We start from the raw sequence: 19,186 nt of genomic DNA on the forward strand, positions 1-19,186 counted from the left end.
AGGGTGTTATTCCCCGTCCTCCGAGATCCACTCGCGCAGATACGACAGCGCCGCCGAGACGGCCTCAGCCCTGATCGCAGCGCGGTCCCCCTCGAAGCGGAACGCTCTGCTCTCCTGACGGTCTCCGCGGCTCACTCCGATGTGGACCGTGCCGATCGGAGCCCCGTCCTGCATCGTCGGGCCCGCGACCCCGGTGGTCGAGACGCCGACCTCGGCCTCCCCGCCCTCTACCGTCAAGGCCTTGCGCGCGCCACGAGCCATCTGGCGCGCCACCTCGCCGTCGACCGGTCCTCGCTCGGCCAGGAGGCGCGCATCGACGCCGAGGAGGGTCTGCTTGACCGGCGTGGCATAGGCGATCACGGCGCCGCGAAACACATCCGAGGCCCCGGGAACCGTGACCAACGCGGCGGAGAGCGCTCCCCCGGTCAGCGATTCGGCGACCGCGAGGTGCAGTCCGCGATGGCGGAGCAACGCCAGAAGCTCCTCCGCCTGGTCGGTCACGATGCGCGCCGCTCCTTCCGCGCCCCGCGCATCTGCGCCGCGACATAGTCGACGCCGCTCGCGACGGTCAGCACCAGCACGACGATCATGAGGACGAACGTCACGAGCGTCCACGGGCCGAGGCCGATCAGCACGTGCAGCGGCAGCAGCACCCACCCCAGAGCGACCCCCTGGACGGCGGTCTTCAGCTTTCCCATCCAGGCGGCGGCGACCACGTGCTCCTTGGCGACCACGAGGCGATGGACCGTGATGCCCCACTCCCGGAGGAGGATGACGCCGACGATCCACCAGGAGACCTCGTCGAGGATGGCCAGGCCGATGAAGCCCGCCCCCGTGAGGAGCTTGTCGGCGATCGGGTCCCAGAGCTTTCCGAAGTCGCTGACGAGATCGTAGCGGCGCGCGAGGTACCCGTCGACCCAGTCGGTCGAGATCGCGAGGATGAACAGGGCAGCCGCGGTCCAGCGCAGCGCAGGCTGGCCCAGGCCATACGTGCCGCCCAGGAACAGCAGCACGAAGAAGACGACCGCGAGCGGGATCCGAGCGATCGTGATCGCGTTGGGGAGCTGTCTCGGGATGGCCATCAGTCGCGTCCCGTCAGACCCCAGGCGTCCTCATCGCCCTCAGCCTCGACGACGGGAAGTCCCCGAAACTGCGCCTCGATCGCATCCGCCCCGTACGGATCGGCGGAGGAGGCGGCCGCGGCAGCCGCACCCGACGAAGGGGCGGCACCGGCCGAGGGGCCGCCCGAGGGCGGATCCTCGCCACGGAGCTTGGCCATGACCGACGGCAGCTGCTCGGCGGTGACGAGCACGTCTCGCGCCTTCGACCCCTCCGAGGGACCGACGATCTCACGCGACTCCAGGAGATCCATGAGGCGCCCTGCCTTGGCGAACCCGACACGGAGCTTCCGTTGCAGCATCGAGGTGGACCCGAACTGCGTCGAGACGACGAGCTCGGCAGCGGCCAGCAGGAGCTCGAGGTCGTCGCCGATGTCCTCGTCGACCTCTTTCTTCGCCGGGGCCATGGCCTCCTGCACGTCCGGACGGTATTCCGGCCGCGCCTGGGCAGTGACATGCTTCACGACCGCGTCGATCTCGTCCTCCTGCACCCATGCGCCTTGGAGGCGGAAGGGCTTGGAGGAGCCCATCGGTGAGAACAGCGCGTCTCCTTGGCCGATGAGCTTGTCGGCGCCGGGGCTGTCCAGGATCACGCGGCTGTCCGTGACGCTCGTGACCGCGAACGCGAGACGTGAGGGCACGTTGGCCTTGATGAGGCCGGTGACCACGTCGACGCTCGGCCGCTGCGTGGCGAGGACCAGATGGATGCCGCTCGCTCGCGCGAGCTGGGTGATCCGCACGATCGAGTCCTCGACGTCGCGCGGGGCGACCATCATGAGGTCGGCGAGCTCGTCGACCACGACGAGGAGATAGGGATAGGGCTTGAGCACGCGTTCGCTGCCCGGCGGGACCTCGACCTCGCCCGCGCGCACGGCGCGGTTGAAGTCGTCGATGTGACGGAAGCCGAACGACGCGAGGTCGTCGTACCGCATGTCCATCTCCTTCACGACCCACTGGAGCGCCTCGGCCGCCTTCTTGGGGTTCGTGATGATGGGGGTGATGAGATGCGGCACGCCGGCGTAGCTGGTGAGCTCCACCCGTTTCGGATCGATGAGCACCATGCGCACGTCGGCGGGGCGTGCCCGCATCAGCAGGCTCGTGATCATCGAGTTGACGAAGCTGGACTTCCCCGACCCGGTCGACCCGGCGACCAGCAGGTGCGGCATCTTGGCCAGGTTCGCGACGACGAAATTGCCGCCCACGTCCTTGCCGACGCCGATCGTGAGCGGGTGGGTGCTCTTCTGCGCTGCGGGAGAGCGCAGAACGTCACCGAGCGAGACCGTCTCCCGGTCCGCGTTGGGGATCTCGATGCCGATCGCGCTCTTGCCCGGGATCGGCGAGAGGATCCGCACATCGTTGGAGGCGACGGCATAGGCGATGTTGTTGGCGAGCTGCGTGATCTTCTCGACCTTGACGCCGTGCCCGACCTCGACCTCGTACTGCGTGACGGTCGGCCCCCGAGAGAAGCCGGTGACCTTGGCGTCGACCTTGAACTGCGTCAGCACGCTCGTGATCTGCTCGACGACGCGGTCGTTCGCCTCCGAGCGCGCAACCGACGGCGGCCCTGCGCTGAGCACGCCCGGCGACGGAAGGATGTAGGGCGCGACCGGAGCCTGCGGCCCTCGCTCCCCCGGCCCATCGGTGCCGAAGCCGTCGAACCCAGGCAGCTCGGGGAGCTCCCCCGTGTCCGCGCCGTCGTCGAGGAGCGCGGTGGTCTGCTGCTCGGCGAGCCCGTCGGTCATCGACTGGAGGTCGGACAGGACCTCGGTCGCGGCGTCATAGGGGTCGTCATCGCGGATGACGGCCTGATCGTATGCGGGCGTCTGGTCGGCCGGCCCCGCGACCGGCAGCAGCTCGGTGAGATCCTGCGACCCCAGCGTGCTCGCCTCGCCCGGATCCTCCTCGCGGCCCGTCTTGTTGCGCCGCCACCAGGGCAGCGTGTCGTCCTTCTCCTCGCGCTCCTGAGCCTGATCGGACGAAGCGTCGGCGCCCTTCGGCACGCGCTCGGCGTCGAACATCCAGGCGTAGAGATCACCGAGGCGGGAGCCGATCCGATTCGGTGGCGTCTTGGTGAGGATGAGGACGGCGAGGACCGCCAGCAGCGAGAGCACGACGTAGGCGACGACCGAGGTCAGATAGCTCAGCGGCTGCCCCAGCAGCCATCCGAACAGACCGCCCGCCCGGCTCAGCGCCTCGATGCCCTGTTGCGGCTGCGGAAGACCGCCGGCGACATGGCAGAAGCCCGCCAGGGTCATGACGAACAGTCCGAAACCGATCCCGATCCGCCCGTTGTCGTGCACGGAGGACGGATGCCGGAAGAGCCACCCGGCGAGGAACAGGAGCAGCACCGGCAGGATGAAGGCGGTACGGCCGACGAGCGCGCCGAACGTGTAGGCGCTGATCCTGGTTGCGACCTCGTTGTTGATGAAGAACCACTCGTTCACGGCGCCGGCGACGGCCAGCAGCACCAACAGGAACGGGAAGCCGTCGCGACGCTGATCCTTCTCGAGGGTCTCGGGGCCGAACGCCCGGAAGAGACCCCCCACGCCGTGCGCGAGCCCGCCCCAGGCGCGCATGATCACCGGGGGCTTCTCGACCTCGTCGATGTACTTCTTGGGCGCGGCGGCGCTTCGGCGCTTCGGCGCGGATGCGGAACCCGAGCCGGAGCGAGAGCGCGTCGAGGACTTCTCGGCCGACCCGCCGCTCTTGGTCGCACTCGTACTCCTGGGCATACTCCCACGCTACGGCCGGAGGACGACATTCCCCCGTAATGACGCGGGCGTACGCGAACTCGGCCGCGGGATCGTCCTCGCTCGGGCGCTCAGGCCTCGATCACGAGGGGGACGATCATCGGCCGACGACGCAGCTTCTGGTTGATCCACCGACCGATCGTGCGACGGACGATCTGCGAGAGCGCGTGGCTGTCGCGCACGCCGTTGCCCGCGGCCTCCTTGAGGGCGGCCACGATCTTGGGGGCGACGTCGTCGAACACGGCGTCGTCCTCCGCCACGCCCCTGGCGTGGATCTCGGGACCTGAGATGATCCGCCCCGTCGTGGAGTCGACCACGACGATGACCGAGACGAAGCCCTCCTCGCCCAGGATCCGCCGGTCCTTGAGGTCGGCGTCGGTGATCTCCCCGACCGTGGAGCCGTCCACGTAGACGAAGCCCAGGTCGAGCTGACCGGCCACCCGCGCATCGCCGTCGCGCAGGTCGATCACGGTCCCGTTGGCGGCCACGATCGTGCGCTCCTCGGCGATGCCGGTGTCCTGGGCCAGCTTCGCGTTCGCGATGAGGTGCCGGTACTCGCCGTGCACGGGGAGCACGTTCCTGGGCTTCAGGATGTTGTAGCAGTAGAGCAGCTCGCCAGCTGCCGCGTGTCCGGAGACGTGGACGCGCGCATTGGCCTTGTGCACCACGTCCGCACCGAGCTTGGTCAGGCCGTCGATCACGCGGTAGACCGCGTTCTCGTTCCCGGGGATCAGGCTGGAGGCCAGGATCACCGTGTCACCGGGGCCGGGTTCGATCGCGTGGTCGAGGTTCGCCATCCGGCTCAGCACCGCCATCGGCTCGCCCTGCGAGCCGGTGGACATGTAGACGATCTGGTCGTCGGGCAGATCGCGCGCCTTTTTGTAGTCGATCAGCACGTCACCGGGGACCTTGAGATAGCCCAGCTCCTCTGCGATCGTCATGTTCCGGACCATGCTCCGGCCGAGGAAGGCGACGCGACGACCATGCGCGTGGGCGGCGTCGATGACCTGCTGGACGCGATGCACGTGGCTGGAGAAGCTCGCCACGATAACGCGGCGCGGCGCCTTGCCGATCACCTGGTCGAGCACGGGACCGATCGAGCGCTCGAGCGGCGTGAACCCGGGGACGTCGGCGTTCGTGGAGTCGACGAGGAACAGGTCGACCCCCTCCTCGCCGAGACGGGAGAAGGCACGGAGATCGGTCAGACGCCCGTCGAGCGGGAGCTGGTCCATCTTGAAGTCGCCCGTCGCCAGCACGAGTCCGGCCTGCGTCCTGATCGCGACGGCCAGAGCGTCGGGGATGGAATGGTTGACCGCCACGAACTCGAGGTCGAACGGGCCGACCTGCTCGCGCTGCCCCTCGGCGACCGTCAGGGTGAAGGCCTTGATGCGATGCTCCTTGAGCTTCGCCTCCACCAGCGCGAGGGTCAGGCCTGAGCCGATGAGAGGGATGTCCTGTTTCAGGCGGAGGAGATAGGGGACGGCACCGATGTGGTCCTCGTGTCCGTGGGTGAGCACGACCCCGACGATGTCGTCCAGACGGTCCTTGATCGGCTCGAAGTCAGGAAGGATCAGGTCTACGCCCGGCTGGTGCTCCTCGGGGAAGAGCACGCCGCAGTCGACGACGAGGATCTTGCCGTCGAACTCGAAGATGGTCATGTTGCGGCCGACCTCGCCGAGCCCGCCCAGCGGGGTCACGCGAAGGGAGCCGGACGCGAGTGCCTCGGGCTCGGCGATGGGAGTGGACATACGGTCTCCTCAGTCGGACACCAGGCGTGCCCGTTCGATGCGGGTCAACGCCCGGCGGTGCTCAACGGGTGGTCCCGTGCACCTTGGGCAGCGCGCCGCCGGCGGCGGCGTTGCGGTCGGGACGGAAGTCGGAGAAGTCCGCTCCCGGAACGTCCCTGACGAGCGCGAGCTCGTCCTCGATGATGGCGGCCTCCCATTCCTCCGGCCCGACAAGGGGCAGGCGGACGCGAGGGCTTCCGATACGGCCGAGGCCGTGCAGGATGTACTTGGCCGAGACGGTGCCAGGCACGTGAGTCATGACAGCGCGGACGAGGGGCTCCAGCCGCTGGTGCGCCGCGGTCGCGGTCGCCAGGTCGCCCCGGTTCACGGCGTCCACGATCGTGCGATAGGGAGCCGACGTGATGTTCGCGGTCACGCCGATGAGGCCCGTCGCCCCGATCGCGAGATGGGGGAGCACGTTGGCGTCGTCGCCGGAGAAGTACATCAGGTCGGTCTGGTTGAGGACACGGCTCACCTCGGAGAAGTCACCCTTGGCGTCCTTCACCGCGAGGATGTTCGGGTGCTTGGCCAGGCGCAGGATCGTCTCGTACCGGATGGGCACGCCGGTGCGGCCGGGGATGTCGTAGAGGATCACCGGCAGATCGGTCGCATCGGCCACGAGCCGGAAGTGCGTGAGGACGCCCGCCTGGGTGGGCTTGTTGTAGTACGGGGTCACGATCATGATGCCGTCGGCGCCGGCCTTCTCGCTCGCCTTGTAGAGCTCGATCGCGTGTGCGGTCTCGTTCGACCCCCCTCCGGTGATGATCTTCGCCCTTCCGGCGGCGACGTCCTTGCCGACCTCGACCAGACGCAGCTTCTCAGCGTCGGTGAGCGTGGAGGTCTCCCCCGTCGTCCCGGTCACAACGATACCGTCGGCACCGTCGACGATCACGCGGTCGATGTGCTTCTCCACGGCGGGCCAATCGACCTCGCCGTCCGCCGTCATCGGGGTGACGAGCGCGACGAGCACCTGTCCGAAAGGGTTGCCCGTGTGCGTCATGGTCACAGCGTATCGGGTCGGGCTATGCCCCCGCCGCCGGAGCGACGCGGAGCACGTCCCCGCGCGTCACGTCCGCCACGCCCTTCAGCAGCAGACCGGCGGTGCTCCCGGCCTCGACCTGTGTGGCCTTCTTCCGGAACATCTCGATCCCGGTGATCCTGGCCGTGCCCTTCTCTTCACCTCCGCGCAGCAGCACGACGCCGTCGCCGACGCGCAACGTGCCGATCCGTGCGGCGCCCGTGGCGACGAGACCACGGCCGGTGATCGTGAAGACGTCCTCGACCGTGAACTCCGCGATTCCGCCGGCACCGGCCGTCGAGACGGAGGCCTCGCGTGTCGCGATATCGGACGACGACGCCGCGGGACTCTCGCCACGCATCATCTCTGCGATCCGAGTCGTCTGCTCCTCGTTGTACTGCCGGAGCATCTCGTTCGCGTCGCGCGGCGCCTTCTTCCTCCCGAACCAGCCCATGCCTCGATCCTAGGTCCGGCAGGAGACCGGCTCGGATAGGCTCGCGCCATGGCCTGGCAGACGCACGACTCCCGCGTGATGTACGACAACCGATGGATCTCGGTGCGAGAGGACCGGGTCACCGGCCCCTTCGGCGACGGCATCTACGGCGTGGTCACGGTGAAGCACCCCGCGGTGTTCGTCGTCGCCATCGACGAGGAGGACCGCGTGTGCCTCGTGACCATGGAGCGCTATACGACAGGCCCATCGATCGAGGTGCCCGCCGGGGGGACCGACGGCGAGGACCCTGTCCTGGCAGCTCAGCGTGAGCTGAGGGAGGAGACCGGCCTGGAGGCCGCCCAGTGGACCGCGCTCGGTTCCATGAACGCCCTCAACGGCGTCACCGTCGCGCCCGAGCACGTCTTCCTCGCCCGCGAGCTGCGCGAGACCACGGACAGCGCGGAGACCCGGGCCGAGGAAGGCATCGACGACGTCTCCTGGGTCCCGTTTCCCGAGGTGCTGCGGATGATCGCGGACGGCCGGATCACCGACGGCGAGACGATCGCCGCCCTTGCCTACGCCGGCATCGCGATGGGCCGCTTCCGCTGACGCCGCCTGCCCCGTTCCGCCTCCCGCGCGGGGCACGCTCCCCCGCCAGCGCTCAGACCCGGCCTCGACGAGCCACGCGGGCCGTGACGGACCGCGGGAGGACGCCGGCGAGCGCGACGATCGCCTTATACCGCCATGACGGGATCGAGACGGCCTTGCCTCGGGCGGCGTCACGCAGCCCCTCGCGCACGACGATCCCGGCGTCGAGACACAGCGCTGACGGCACGCCCTCCTCGCCCGCCTCCAGGCCCATCCGGGCATGGAACATCGTGTGGGTGAACCCGGGGCAGACGGCCGTGACGCTCACGCGGTCGCGCGCATACTCGGCGTTCGCCCATCGGCTGAACCCGATGACCCAGGATTTGCAGGCCGAGTACGTCGACCGGGAGATGAAGCCCGCGACCGACGCCACGTTGACGATCCGGCCGCCACGACCACGCATCGCGCCGAGCGCCGCGTGCATCAGATGCATGGTCGCCTCCACGTGCACACGGAGATTACGCGTCTCGTCGGCGATGTCGTTGTCGGCGAAGTGCAGCGGGAGCCCGAACCCGGCGTTGTTCACCAGGACGTCGATCGGCTTCCGCGCGTCTCCGACACGCCTGGCCACGCGGACGAGGTCACGCTCCGCCGAGAGGTCGGCGACAAGCACGTCCGCCCGTACGCCGTGCGCCGTGCGCAGCTCGGCAGCCAGCTCCTCCAGCCGCTCCTCGGAACGTGCGACCAGCACGAGATCGGCACCGCGTTCAGCCAGTTGGCGGGCGAACTCCGCGCCGAGCCCGGCGCTGGCTCCGGTGATGAGGGCGGTGGGCATGAGCGTTCCTTCCGGCGGCGGCGAACGGCGGGTCAGCGCTCGTAGCGGAGGAAGCGGTAGCCGATCCCGGTCCGGGACGTCTGCCACTCCCCTTCGTCCACGAGTCGCCAGCCCGCACGGGAGGGAGCGTAGGCATCGCCCTCGACGTCGAGGGCGAGCTCGGTCACCTCCAGGCGGTCGGCGTCTCCGATCACCTGTCGGAAGATCTCCGCCCCGCCGATGACCCATGCCCGATCGCGGCCGCGCACCGCGTCGGCGACGGTCGCCGCACGGCGGACACCGTCATGCGCCCAGTCCTGGCTGCGAGTGACGACGATGTTCTCCCGGCCAGGCAGAGGACGATACCGCTCAGGAAGGGAATCCCAGGTCTTGCGCCCCATCACCACCGGCGCCGTCATCGTGACCTCTTTGAAATGAGCGAGATCCTCCGGCACATGCCAGGGCATGCCGCCGTCCGCTCCGATCACCCCTCCGCGCGCCTCGGCCCAGATGAGACCCACCCAGGTCATACGGCCACCGCCGCCCTGATCGCCGGATGGTGCCGGTAACCCTCGACGACGAAGTCCTCATAGGCGTACTCGGAGATCGAGGCCGGCCGGCGGGCGAAGCGCAGCAGCGGCGAGGGGAAGGCCTCCCGTGTCAGCTGCTCGCGCACCTGCTCGACGTGATTGTCGTAGATGTGGCAGTCGCCCCCGGTCCAGACGAACTCGCCCGGCTCGAGGTCGGTCTGCTGCGCGATCATGAGGGTGAGCAGAGCGTAGGACGCGATGTTGAACGGGACGCCGAGGAAGAGGTCGGCGCTGCGCTGGTAGAGCTGACAGGAGAGCCGCCCGTCAGCGACGTAGAACTGGAACATCGCGTGACACGGCGCGAGCGCCATGTCGGGGATGTCGGCCGGATTCCAGGCCGAGACGATCAGGCGCCGTGAATCCGGCGTCGCCCGGATCTGGTCGATCACCTGCGCGATCTGATCGATGTGGCCTCCGTCCGGCGTGGGCCACGAGCGCCACTGGACGCCGTACACGGGCCCGAGGTCCCCCGCCTCGTCCGCCCATTCGTCCCAGATCGTCACGCCGTTCTCCTGGAGCCAGCGAACGTTGGAGTCGCCGCGGAGGAACCACAGCAGCTCGTAGGCGATGGACTTGAAGTGCACCCGTTTGGTGGTGACGAGCGGGAACCCCTCAGCGAGGTCGAACCGGATCTGTCGGCCGAACACGCTCGTCGTCCCCGTGCCGGTGCGGTCCTCCTTGTGCGCGCCGTGCGCGAGCACGTCGCGCAGCAGGTCTTCATACGGCGTGGGGATCGCGGCGCTCATGACCGTCAGGATAACCCGCCGGTCATGGGCGAAGGCCCCGTCTGCGGCGGCGAGCCCCGTGGCGGTGGCCGCGACACCCGAGGTCACGGGGGCCGAGGACACGCGCGCGCGGACATCCTGCGTCACATCCGCCCCTGCACCTCCCGTGCCGACGTACCCTCGGACCATGTCCGTGCCCGTCGCGCTCCTCGTGGCCGTCGCGCTGCTTGCGGCGACGACCCTGCTCGGCCTCGTGCTGCGCCGTCGCGAAGGGCGACGACGCGCCGCCCGAGGGACCGTCGCCTCGATCCGTCGCACCGAACTCACGCCCGCGGGGCTCGGCGCCAGGGCGACCCTGGTCCAGTTCGGCACCGAGTTCTGCGCCCGCTGCCCTCAGGCCAGGCGCGTGCTCTCCTCCTGGGCCGCCGGACACGACGGCGTCGCACACGCCGAGATCGACCTGACGCATCGGCGTGACCTCGCCGTCCGCTACGGCATCCTGTCCACCCCCACCACGTTCCTCGTCGATGCGAACGGCACGATCCGCTCTCGCTTCGTCGGCGTGCCGCGTCCCCCCGAGCTCGAGTCCGCGCTCGCCGCGTTGCCTGTCAGCCCCCGCATCGCCCACCAGGGAGGAACCCCATGAGCGCTCCTGCCGGCATCGACCCCCGCGGTCCCGTATTCGCCGCGCGCATCACCGCAGCCCTGCTGCTCCTCGCGACCGTGCTCGGCCTCGTGACCGGGCCGCTGTCCGTGGAGGCCTCCTCTTCCAGCTGGTTCGCCTCTCAGCCGCGTGCCGTCAAGGTCTTCGCCCCCGACGCCTCCTGGACGGCGATGCTGACCGCCCGTGTGCTCGACCCCGCCTTCCTCCTCACCCTCGCGATCGCCCTGCTCTTCCTCTGGGGAGTGCTGTCGCCACGCACACAGCCCTGGAGCGTGCTGTTCCGCAGGATGGTCCGTCCGCGGCTCGCCCCGCCTGTCGAGGTGGAGGACCCTCGTCCGCCGCGCTTCGCCCAGGGCGTCGGGCTGATCGTCGTGACCGTCGGGCTCGTGCTGCACCTGATCGGCGTGCCCTGGGCGTTGCCGATCGCGACCGCCGCCGCCTTCGTCGCCGCGTTCCTCAACGCCGTGTTCGGTGTCTGCCTCGGATGCCAGCTGTACCTGCTGCTGCAGCGGGCGGGGATCGTCGGACAGGCCGGTTCCTCCGCGGCCGCCTGATCGCTAGGCTGGCTGCTGACACCGTCCCACTCCCCGGAGGAATCGAGATGCCCGTCACGAGCGAAGCAGCAGCCACCTGGACCGGAAGCCTCACGGAGGGATCGGGGACCGTCTCCTTCTCGTCCTCGCACCTGGGTACCTTTGCCCTGGATTGGAAGGCGCGCGCCGAGGGCTCCGACACGACCACCACCCCTGAGGAGCTCATTGCCGCTGCGCACTCCTCCTGCTTCAGCATGGCCCTCTCCCATGCGCTCACCGGCAACGGCACCCCGCCGGAACGTGTGGACACCACCGCCTCGGTGACCTTCAAGCCGGGCGCGGGCATCACCGGGAGCCACCTGAACGTGAACGCGACGGTACCCGGCATCGATGCCGAGACCTTCCAGCGCATCGCCGAGGAAGCCAAGACCGGCTGCCCCGTCTCGCAGGCGCTCTCGGGCATCGAGATCACACTCGAGGCGACACTCGCCTGAGGTTCGAGCCCGGGTCGCCTAGGCGGCGACTCGGGCGAGTCGGATCGCCTCCCGGATCGCCGCGCGCGCGAGCTTGCGGTTCCCAGCCGCATCGTGCACCACGCCGAGACGGTACTGGGCGCGCCAGTCGGCCGGGGTCTGCGCCACCGCGTCGCCGTACTCGCGGATCAGCCGTTCGGCATCGTCCTTGCGCAGACGCCCGTTGGGGCTCACCTCGCCCGGGGCTTCCGGCATCCCGCCTTCACCGTCCAGCTGCCGCCCCAGCCGCTCGGCGGCGACGCCGAACTGCATCTCACGCACGAGCGCCCAGACCCCGATCAACGGCATGACGATGAGGGCGACCCCCATCGCGATCGCGATCGGCTCCCCTGAGCCCAGGAGGACGAACGCGCGCCACCCGACCAGAGCGATGTAGAGGACGAGGAGCACGGCCATGACGGCGACGCCGATTCGGGAGCCCATCGCTCCATCCTAGGCTCGCACCCGCGCGCACCCGCCCGACGGAAGCCGCGACAGCGGACGACAGCGGTGGGACAGCGTCGTGAAAGCACGAGGAGGGATGCTCATCCCATGACGAACTCCACCACCGATTGGGCGCTCGAAGCCGACGGGCTCGTAAAGGTGTTCGGCGAGAACCGTGCGGTCGACGGCGTCGACCTGCGCGTCCGCACCGGCACCGTCTACGGCGTCCTCGGCCCGAACGGTGCCGGCAAGACCACCACCATCAACATGCTCGCCACGCTCCTGCGGCCAGACGCGGGTCACGGCCGGATCTTCGGCCACGACGTCGTCCGCGAAGCGCACGTCGTACGGCAGCTGATCGGCGTGACCGGGCAGTTCGCGTCCGTCGACGAGACGCTGTCGGCCAACGAGAACCTGATGATCTTCTCCCGCCTGTTGGGCCTCGGGCGCACCCAAGCCCGTGCGAAGTCCGCCGACCTGCTGGAGCGTTTCGGGCTCGCCGAGGCCGCCACGCGCCCGCTCAAGCAGTTCTCAGGGGGTATGCGGCGCCGGCTCGACCTGGCCGCGTCGCTGCTCGCCCAGCCTCCGCTCATCTTCCTCGACGAGCCGACCACCGGACTGGACCCGCGCACACGAGGCCAGATGTGGGACACGATCCGCGATCTCGTCGCCACCGGCTCCACCGTCCTCCTCACCACCCAGTACCTCGATGAGGCGGATCAGCTGGCCGACCGGATCGCGGTGATCGACCACGGCAAGGTGGTCGCCGAAGGCACCACCGACGAGCTGAAGGCCTCGATCGGCACCTCCTCGCTGCAGCTCCGGCTCGCCGAGGCCGCGGACACCGAAGACGCCCTGGCCGTGATCGCCCGCGTGCTCGACGTGCCGGGAGTGCTCTCCCCCGAGGCCGCCAGGATCACTGTTCCCATGGCCGATCCCGACCGCGTCGCCGACCTTCTCATCACCTTCCGCGAGGCGGGCATCCGGCTCGCGGAGATGAGCGTGCAGAAGCCGACGCTCGACGAGGTCTTCCTCACCCTCACCGGTCACCCCGCCGAGGACGATCCCGACGCGACACACGACTCCTTCAAGAACCAGGAGGTGCTCGCATGAGCGCCATCACCGTCGCCCGCATCGTCCCCGCCTCCGAGCGACAGCTGAAGAACCATGCCAGCCTGGGGCAGACCCTCCGCAACACGCTGACGATGGCGGGCCGTGGTCTCGTGAAGATCCGCCGCACGCCGGAACAGCTCTTCGACGTGACCCTGCAGCCCATCCTGTTCACGCTGATGTTCACCTACATCTTCGGCGGAGCCATCTCCGGAAACGTGGGCAGCTACCTGCCCGTGATCATCCCGGGCATCCTCGTGCAGACCGTGATCACCACCTCCGTGGTCACCGGCACCCAGCTGCGCGAGGACATGGACAAGGGGGTGTTCGACCGCTTCCGATCGCTGCCGATCGCCCGTATCGCCCCGCTCTCCGGCGCGCTGCTGGCAGACACCGTCCGCTACGGCATCGCCACCGTTCTGACCTTCGTGATGGGCTATGTCATGGGCTTCCGCCCGGCCGGCGGACTCCTCATGGTGATCGCGGCCGGCGCGCTCGTCATCGTCTGCTCCTGGGCGGTGAGCTGGATCTTCGCCTTCTTCGGCGTGATCGCCCGCACGGCCTCCAGCGTGCAGGGGATCTCGATGATCGTGCTGTTCCCGCTCACCTTCCTCTCGAACGCCTTCGTCCCGGTCGACACGATGCCGACCTGGCTGCAGTGGTTCGTGAACGTCAACCCTGTCTCGCATCTCGTGACCGCGGTCAGGGACCTGGTCAACACGAGCACGTTCGGGGCCGACGCCTGGCTCTCCCTCCTGGGCGCGGCGGTGATCGTCGCGATCTTCGCCCCGCTGACGGTGCGCGCGTACATGCGCAAAGCCTGACGGCGCCCCCGATGCGGGGCGTTTCGCCGAGCGGCGGACGCCCCGCATCGCCATGTCCCGGCCGGGTCACCCGCGCGGATCGGGGCGGCATGGGGCACAGCACGCGGAGCAGGCGCCGGGATCAGGGCGCTTGGTACCCCAGCACAGCGAGACCGCGGCGGACCCGTCCGGCCGGGTCCAGCTGCGCCGTCGCCGTTCGAGCCGCCGCGATCGCGGAGACCCCGACGAGCCGTTCCGCGTCCGCGAAGTGCTGAGCCATGTCGAGCGTCGGCATGTTCTGCCGGCCGCCGAGCGCCTCGGCGAGGACGAGCGCCTCGACGCCCCGTGCCGCCATGGCCGGCCGACGGACGGCCCAGGCCGACCAGCCGAGGAGAGCGGTCCCGAGGACCGGTCGATCGACCCCCTCCCTGCGCTGCCGGCAGACGGCGATGGTGCGAACTCGCAGGCGGCGCTCCCAGAGGGCGAGCTCGTCCTCGTCCATGCCCAGCGTGCGCGACGCCGCGGAGAAGTACCCGGAGAGCGCCATGAGGTACCACGGCGAACGGCGCTGCCTCGGATCCGCGAACGCGGACATCGCCCGGGCGAAGGATGCGGCGGCCACGTCCGTCCGTCCCTCCAGGAGATCGGCCTCGGCGAGCCCGTAGGCGCCGATCGAGGTCATCTCGAGCCCGTCCTGGCTGAGACCTCCCTCGTCGATCAGCCTCTGGAAGAGAGCACGCGCCTCGGCGACGCGGCCGAGGCAGAGGAGCGCCCCTCCTCGCACCCACTCCTGGTGGTCCAGCTGGTCCTGCGCGCCGTACTCCTCGAACACGGCGGTCGAGCGCTCGATCCACCGCATCGCCTCGGCCGGACGAGCGGACTGCGCCGCAAGCTGCGCGGCGAGGTCGGCCGCCATCCCCTCGGCCCAGCGCTCGCCGATCGCGCGTGCCCGCTTCCAGGCGTCCCGCGCGGCATCCATGGCGATCTCGGCCTCGCCGTCGTTCTCGGCGGTGTGGGACAGGAGAACGTCCGACACCAGGCGCGCATGGGGATCGTCCGGGTCCACGGAGACGTCCAGCCGGTCGGTCGTGGCGACCATCGCGCCGCGCGCCGACCCGACCAGCGCACAGGAGAGCACCCGCCACGCGGGGGCCACGGCCTCTCCCGCGTCCTCGACTCGACGGCGCAGCAGCGCCACGCCCCTGGCCGCGAGCGGATCACCGCTGATCAGGCAGCCGAGGGCAGCCATCGCCAGGGCCATCACGACGAGGTCCGCGTCGATCCGGCCCGCGGGGATCAACGCGGTCGCGACGATCATCTGCGGCGCGTAGCCGAGGAACTCGGTGAACGAGCCGCGGATGAACCAGGACTGCCCGAGAGCGATGAACAGGGGGACCGCGTCGGCCGTGCGTCCCACGGCCAGCAGATGGCGGAGGACGTAGACGAGGTTGTCGTGCTCACGGGTGATCACGCGATGACCGTCCGGGGTCAGACCGCTCGGGAACACCCGGGTGCGGCTCCCGTGACGGTCGGCGAGCGCCAGCGCCCATCCGATGACGGCCTCCCAGGCGGCGTCCTCAGCGCCTTCGCCGGCCAGGCGCGCGTGACCGAACTCGCGCACGGTCTCCAACATCCGGAACCGGACGCCGGAGCCGTCCGGCGCCTCGACCACCATGAGGAGGGAGTGCGAGACCAGCTGGTCGAGCAGGTCGTCCGCGGCGCCGTCGCCGAGCACCGCCGCGGCCGTGGACGCCGCGAACCCTCCGGGAAGGACGGAGAGCTTCGCGAGCGCCGACCGCGCCTCCGGAGCGAGCAGATCCCAGCTCCACTCGATCACGGCCTCGAGCGTGCGGTGGCGCTCGGGAGCGGCGCGATCGCCCGTGGTGAGCAGGGCGAACCGGTTCTCCAGCCGCGCCTCGATCTGTTCCGGCGTCATGGTCCGGACACGGGCGGCGGCGAGCTCGATCGCGAGCGGGAGCCCGTCCAGCCGACGGCACAGCCGCGCGACCACCTCAAGGTCGAGCGTCGCCTCGGGACGAGCCGCTCTGGCCCGCTCGAGAAAGAGGCGCACGGCCGGGGCGGTCTCGTCCGCGGCGATCCCGAGCGGCTCCAGCGGCAGCACGCGTTCGGCAGCGATCGCGACCGGGGTGCGGCTCGTGGCGAGGATCCTCAGCCGGGGCAGCGCGGCGAGCAGGTCGGCGCACCATCGTGCCACGCCGTCGATCACCTGCTCGCAGTTGTCCAGGACGAGCAGGGTCTCCCGCTCGCCGAGCACGCCGGCGATGCGCGCCCCGAGATCGAGCCGCGGGCGGGAGTCGGCCAGACGTCCGCCGGGCGTGTTCTCGCTGATGCCGAGCGCGGCGGCGATGGCAATCGGAACCCCCGCGTCCTCGCGCACGCCCGCGAGCGGCACCACGATCACCACGGGCGACTCGGACTCCCCGGCGAGGGACTGGGCGAGGCGCGTCTTCCCCAGTCCGCCCGCCCCGAGGATCGTGAGGAGCCGCGCTCGCGCGAGGAGGGCGCGTGCCTCCTGGAGCGTCTCGTCACGGCCGATGAGGTCGTTGGGAGCCGCCTGCAGTCCCACGCGCACGCGCGGCCCGTCGTCCTCGTCCCTCAGCAGGCGGGCGTGGAGCTCGGTGATCGCCGGTCCCGGCGAGCTGCCGAGCTCGTCGCGCAGCCGTTCCCGGAAACCCGCGAAGACCCCGAGGGCCTCTGCGGTGCGTCCCTCCTCGGCGAGAGCCTGCATGAGGTCCCGGTGCGCGACGTCGTCAAGGGGCGCGGCCGCGGCCAGCTGCGTCCGCAGGGCGACGGCCTCTGCACCGCGACCGGCGGCGGCGTAGGCGTCGGCGAGCGCCGACTGCGTCTCCTGCCGGAGGCGTCGGGCGGCCTCCTCAAGCTCCTCGCCGACCGGGGCGACGCCGAGATCAGCGCCCGGATCCCCCCGCCACAGGTCCAACGCGGTCTCCAGCAGCTCGACGCGGCCAGGGTCCTGCTCCGGCAACGCCGTGGACGCGGTCGCGAGCGCCCTGGCGCGATGCAGGTCGGTGTCGTCGGTGCCGAGGGCGTATCCGCCGGGCACGCTGCGGATGAGGTCGGGGCCGCCGGTGGCTCGCGCACGAGAGACCAGGGTCTGCAGCGCGGCCTTCGGGTTCTGCGGCTGGTCCTCGCCCCAGACGTCGTCAGCGAGCGCGCCGACCGACCGGGCCGTTCCCACCCCGCCGAGGACGAGCGCGGCGAGCAGGGCACGCATGGCCGCACCGCCGGCGTCTGTTCCGGCGAGCTGCACCGGACCGAGAACGCCGATGCGCGGGATCATGCGCGCGGACTGATGCCGAGGTCGATGATCTTGTCGAGCCCGACGACCACGCCCTTCGCGTCCCGCGCGAAGGGCAGCGCCAGCCGGATCCCCGGCCCGTAGGCCTCGGCGGAGTCGACGGTGTCGTGGACGATGGTGAGCGACTCGCCCTTCCCCGACAGCACGACCTCCTGGCGGGCGATCACCCCCGGACGACGCAGCGAGTGGACCGGGACGCCCGCCACCTGCTGGCCGCGGGCGCGCTGGTCGACGTGCGGGGCGTCGACGGGCCCCTGGCCCGCCCGCGCCTCGGCGATCAGCTCGGCCGTGCGCACGGCGGTCCCGCTCGGCGAGTCGATCTTCGTGTGGCGATGGGCCTCGACGATCTCAGCGGAGGGGAAGAAGGGAGCAGCCAGCGCGGCGAGGGCCGTGCCCAGCGCGGATCCGAGCGAGAAGTTCGGGACGAAGACCGCGCCGGTCCCCGCGGCGTCCACGAGAGGACGCACGAGCGCGATCCGCTCCGCCGACCATCCCGAGGTTCCCACCAGCACGTTGACGCCGCGTTCGACGGCGGCGCGGACCACGTCGACGCTCACGGCGGGAACGGAGGCGTCGACGACGAGGTCGGACCCGTCGAGGTCGTCGAGCTCGCTGCGGGAGGTGAGGACGGCGTGCACGGCAAAGCCGTCGAGCTCCTCGATCACCGCGCGGATGATCGCGCCGAGCTTGCCGGTCCCGCCTACAAGGGCCACGCGCGTCGTCATGGCTCGATTCTATTCAGCGCGGCGGACGCCATCCCGGACGCGCGCGGCGTACCGTCGAAGAATGGTGACCTTCCGTCCGGCTCTCCCCGACGACGCCGACGCCCATGCGGCCCTCGTCGAGTACTTCGCCGCCCGCGCCGCCGACTTCCCCGGCCACACTTACTCCCCCGTCTTCCCCACCGCAGCGGCCTTCACTCCGCCAGCGGGCGTGCTGCTGCTCGTCGAGGAGGACGGTGCCGTCGTCGGCTGCGGAGGCATCCGCCGGATCCCCGTCACCGCGTCCACCGCCGTGCGCTACGAGGTCAAGCACGTCTTCCTCCGTCCCGAGACGCGGGGCCGCGGATGGGGCGGCGCGCTCCTCGACGAGCTGGAACGCCGTGCCGCGGAGTGGGGCGCGCATGATCTCGTGCTCGACACCCACCACACCCTCAAGGCGGCGGGACACCTGTACCGCCGCAACGGCTACGTGGAGATCGAGCCGTACAACGACAACCCCAACGCGACACGCTGGTATCGCAAGACGCTGGGCTGACGTCCGCCCCTCCCGTCGCGCGCCGGTCTCAGACCGGGAGCGGGTCAGGCATCCCCGTGCGCAGCTCGAACGGCAGGTGCCCGAGATCGTTGTGCGCCACGAGGCTCCAGGGTCTCCCCTGCTTCTGGGCGATGACCGTGAGTCCGCAATGCGCCTGGTTGAGTGTCATCCACCGCCACTCCGGCGCCTCGATGACCTCGCGGACGAACCACGAGATCACGAAGTTGTGCGTGATGAGGACCTCGTGCACCTCTCCTGGCTTGCGGACGAGGAACTCGTTCACCGCGTCGCCCATCTGCGCACGACCTGCCTCGATCTCCGCCTCGGTGACGGAGCCGAAGAAGGGCTCGAAGACGGCGGGGGTGTCGTCGGTCATCCCGCTCGGGACACAGTCGAACAGCAGCGCCGTGGGCTGCACGTCCACGGCCGGCAGCCGCTCCGCGATCGCGCGGGCCGTCTCGGCTGCGCGCGACAGCGGCGAATGCCAGACCGCGTCGAGCGCGAGACCGGACAGCCGGTCGGCGATCAGCTCGGCCTGCCGTCGTCCCCGCGGGGAGAGGGGCCCGTCGTCTACGCCGTACTCGGCGTCCTGGTGTTCGCCATGCCTGACCAGATAGATGTAATGGGTCACAAACCGCTCGCTTCGTCGCCGACGCTGGTGTCGGAGCTTCTTTCAGCCTACGCCACGCCCTCCGACACCGCC

At 70.3% G+C, this 19,186-nt stretch carries 20 protein-coding genes; 7 read left to right on the forward strand and 13 right to left on the reverse strand.

The window, feature by feature from the left end:
• Positions 1-6: 6 nt before the first annotated feature.
• The 6 genes from ACP15J_RS03300 to ACP15J_RS03325 form a co-directional block, all read right to left on the reverse strand.
• Positions 7-501, reverse strand: a complete 495-nt coding sequence (locus tag ACP15J_RS03300) for a CinA family protein (RefSeq protein WP_424935479.1) — start codon at positions 499-501, stop codon at positions 7-9.
• Positions 498-1,082, reverse strand: coding sequence for a CDP-diacylglycerol--glycerol-3-phosphate 3-phosphatidyltransferase (pgsA, locus tag ACP15J_RS03305; RefSeq protein WP_424935478.1), 585 nt, complete (start codon positions 1,080-1,082; stop codon positions 498-500). The genes ACP15J_RS03300 and pgsA overlap by 4 nt, the downstream gene beginning before the upstream one ends.
• Positions 1,082-3,850: a DNA translocase FtsK gene (locus ACP15J_RS03310; RefSeq protein WP_424935477.1), complete on the reverse strand. Its 2,769-nt coding sequence runs from the start codon at positions 3,848-3,850 to the stop codon at positions 1,082-1,084. The genes pgsA and ACP15J_RS03310 overlap by 1 nt, the downstream gene beginning before the upstream one ends.
• An 89-nt stretch (positions 3,851-3,939) precedes the next feature.
• Positions 3,940-5,616: a ribonuclease J gene (locus ACP15J_RS03315; RefSeq protein ID WP_424935476.1), complete on the reverse strand. Its 1,677-nt coding sequence runs from the start codon at positions 5,614-5,616 to the stop codon at positions 3,940-3,942.
• A gap of 61 nt (positions 5,617-5,677) precedes the next feature.
• Positions 5,678-6,655, reverse strand: a complete 978-nt coding sequence (gene dapA / locus ACP15J_RS03320) for a 4-hydroxy-tetrahydrodipicolinate synthase (protein WP_424935475.1) — start codon at positions 6,653-6,655, stop codon at positions 5,678-5,680.
• Between the two features lie 22 nt (positions 6,656-6,677).
• Positions 6,678-7,127 (reverse strand): EF-Tu/IF-2/RF-3 family GTPase, encoded by a 450-nt coding sequence (locus ACP15J_RS03325; protein ID WP_424935474.1) that lies wholly within the window; start codon positions 7,125-7,127, stop codon positions 6,678-6,680.
• A gap of 48 nt (positions 7,128-7,175) precedes the next feature.
• Between ACP15J_RS03325 and ACP15J_RS03330 the strand changes: the two genes are divergently transcribed.
• The gene (locus tag ACP15J_RS03330; RefSeq protein ID WP_424935473.1) at positions 7,176-7,715 is read left to right on the forward strand and encodes an NUDIX domain-containing protein; all 540 of its coding nucleotides are present in this window, start codon (positions 7,176-7,178) and stop codon (positions 7,713-7,715) included.
• 52 nt (positions 7,716-7,767) lie between these two features.
• Here ACP15J_RS03330 and ACP15J_RS03335 read toward each other — a convergent pair whose 3' ends face one another.
• Genes ACP15J_RS03335 through ACP15J_RS03345 form a run of 3 tightly spaced genes read right to left on the reverse strand, consistent with a single transcriptional unit; the run spans position 7,768 to position 9,844 of the window.
• Positions 7,768-8,529, reverse strand: coding sequence for an SDR family NAD(P)-dependent oxidoreductase (locus tag ACP15J_RS03335; protein WP_424935472.1), 762 nt, complete (start codon positions 8,527-8,529; stop codon positions 7,768-7,770).
• Positions 8,530-8,561: 32 nt separating this feature from the next.
• Positions 8,562-9,038: a dihydrofolate reductase gene (locus ACP15J_RS03340; protein WP_424935471.1), complete on the reverse strand. Its 477-nt coding sequence runs from the start codon at positions 9,036-9,038 to the stop codon at positions 8,562-8,564.
• Entirely contained in the window at positions 9,035-9,844 is an 810-nt protein-coding gene (locus tag ACP15J_RS03345; protein ID WP_424936056.1) for a thymidylate synthase, read from the reverse strand. The genes ACP15J_RS03340 and ACP15J_RS03345 overlap by 4 nt, the downstream gene beginning before the upstream one ends.
• Positions 9,845-10,010: 166 nt before the next feature.
• Here ACP15J_RS03345 and ACP15J_RS03350 point away from each other — a divergent pair, with 166 nt between their 5' ends.
• From ACP15J_RS03350 to ACP15J_RS03360, 3 genes are read left to right on the forward strand one after another with little or no spacing between them, the layout of a single operon-like run.
• A complete protein-coding gene (locus tag ACP15J_RS03350) occupies positions 10,011-10,469 on the forward strand; it encodes a TlpA family protein disulfide reductase (protein ID WP_424935470.1) in 459 nt (152 codons plus the stop codon).
• Complete coding sequence (locus ACP15J_RS03355) at positions 10,466-11,041, forward strand: DUF4395 domain-containing protein (RefSeq protein WP_424935469.1); 576 nt, start codon at positions 10,466-10,468, stop codon at positions 11,039-11,041. The genes ACP15J_RS03350 and ACP15J_RS03355 overlap by 4 nt, the downstream gene beginning before the upstream one ends.
• A gap of 47 nt (positions 11,042-11,088) precedes the next feature.
• On the forward strand, positions 11,089-11,514 hold the full coding sequence (locus tag ACP15J_RS03360) for an OsmC family peroxiredoxin (protein ID WP_424935468.1): 426 nt from the start codon (positions 11,089-11,091) through the stop codon (positions 11,512-11,514).
• A gap of 18 nt (positions 11,515-11,532) precedes the next feature.
• On the opposite strand, the gene ACP15J_RS03365 is transcribed toward ACP15J_RS03360, so the two are convergent.
• Complete coding sequence (locus ACP15J_RS03365) at positions 11,533-11,976, reverse strand: hypothetical protein (protein ID WP_424935467.1); 444 nt, start codon at positions 11,974-11,976, stop codon at positions 11,533-11,535.
• 108 nt (positions 11,977-12,084) lie between these two features.
• On the opposite strand from ACP15J_RS03365, the gene ACP15J_RS03370 reads away from it, so the two are divergent.
• Both ACP15J_RS03370 and ACP15J_RS03375 read left to right on the forward strand, forming a co-directional pair.
• Positions 12,085-13,089: an ATP-binding cassette domain-containing protein gene (locus ACP15J_RS03370; protein WP_424935466.1), complete on the forward strand. Its 1,005-nt coding sequence runs from the start codon at positions 12,085-12,087 to the stop codon at positions 13,087-13,089.
• The gene (locus ACP15J_RS03375; protein WP_424935465.1) at positions 13,086-13,910 is read left to right on the forward strand and encodes an ABC transporter permease; all 825 of its coding nucleotides are present in this window, start codon (positions 13,086-13,088) and stop codon (positions 13,908-13,910) included. Before ACP15J_RS03370 ends, ACP15J_RS03375 begins: the two co-directional genes overlap by 4 nt.
• 121 nt (positions 13,911-14,031) lie before the next feature.
• Here ACP15J_RS03375 and ACP15J_RS03380 read toward each other — a convergent pair whose 3' ends face one another.
• The gene (locus tag ACP15J_RS03380; RefSeq protein WP_424935464.1) at positions 14,032-17,208 is read right to left on the reverse strand and encodes an ATP-binding protein; all 3,177 of its coding nucleotides are present in this window, start codon (positions 17,206-17,208) and stop codon (positions 14,032-14,034) included.
• The gene (gene dapB, locus ACP15J_RS03385) at positions 17,205-17,951 is read right to left on the reverse strand and encodes a 4-hydroxy-tetrahydrodipicolinate reductase (protein ID WP_424935463.1); all 747 of its coding nucleotides are present in this window, start codon (positions 17,949-17,951) and stop codon (positions 17,205-17,207) included. The genes ACP15J_RS03380 and dapB overlap by 4 nt, the downstream gene beginning before the upstream one ends.
• Before the next feature lie 61 nt (positions 17,952-18,012).
• Here dapB and ACP15J_RS03390 point away from each other — a divergent pair, with 61 nt between their 5' ends.
• Entirely contained in the window at positions 18,013-18,483 is a 471-nt protein-coding gene (locus ACP15J_RS03390) for a GNAT family N-acetyltransferase (RefSeq protein ID WP_424935462.1), read from the forward strand.
• A gap of 28 nt (positions 18,484-18,511) precedes the next feature.
• Here ACP15J_RS03390 and ACP15J_RS03395 read toward each other — a convergent pair whose 3' ends face one another.
• Positions 18,512-19,114 carry a histidine phosphatase family protein gene (locus ACP15J_RS03395; RefSeq protein ID WP_424935461.1) on the reverse strand — a complete coding sequence of 201 codons (603 nt, stop codon included), beginning with the start codon at positions 19,112-19,114 and terminating at the stop codon, positions 18,512-18,514.
• Positions 19,115-19,186: the final 72 nt, after the last annotated feature.

This window comes from Microbacterium sp. S308A+ (genome assembly GCF_049800815.1).
Taxonomy (GTDB): Bacteria; Actinomycetota; Actinomycetes; order Actinomycetales; family Microbacteriaceae; genus Microbacterium.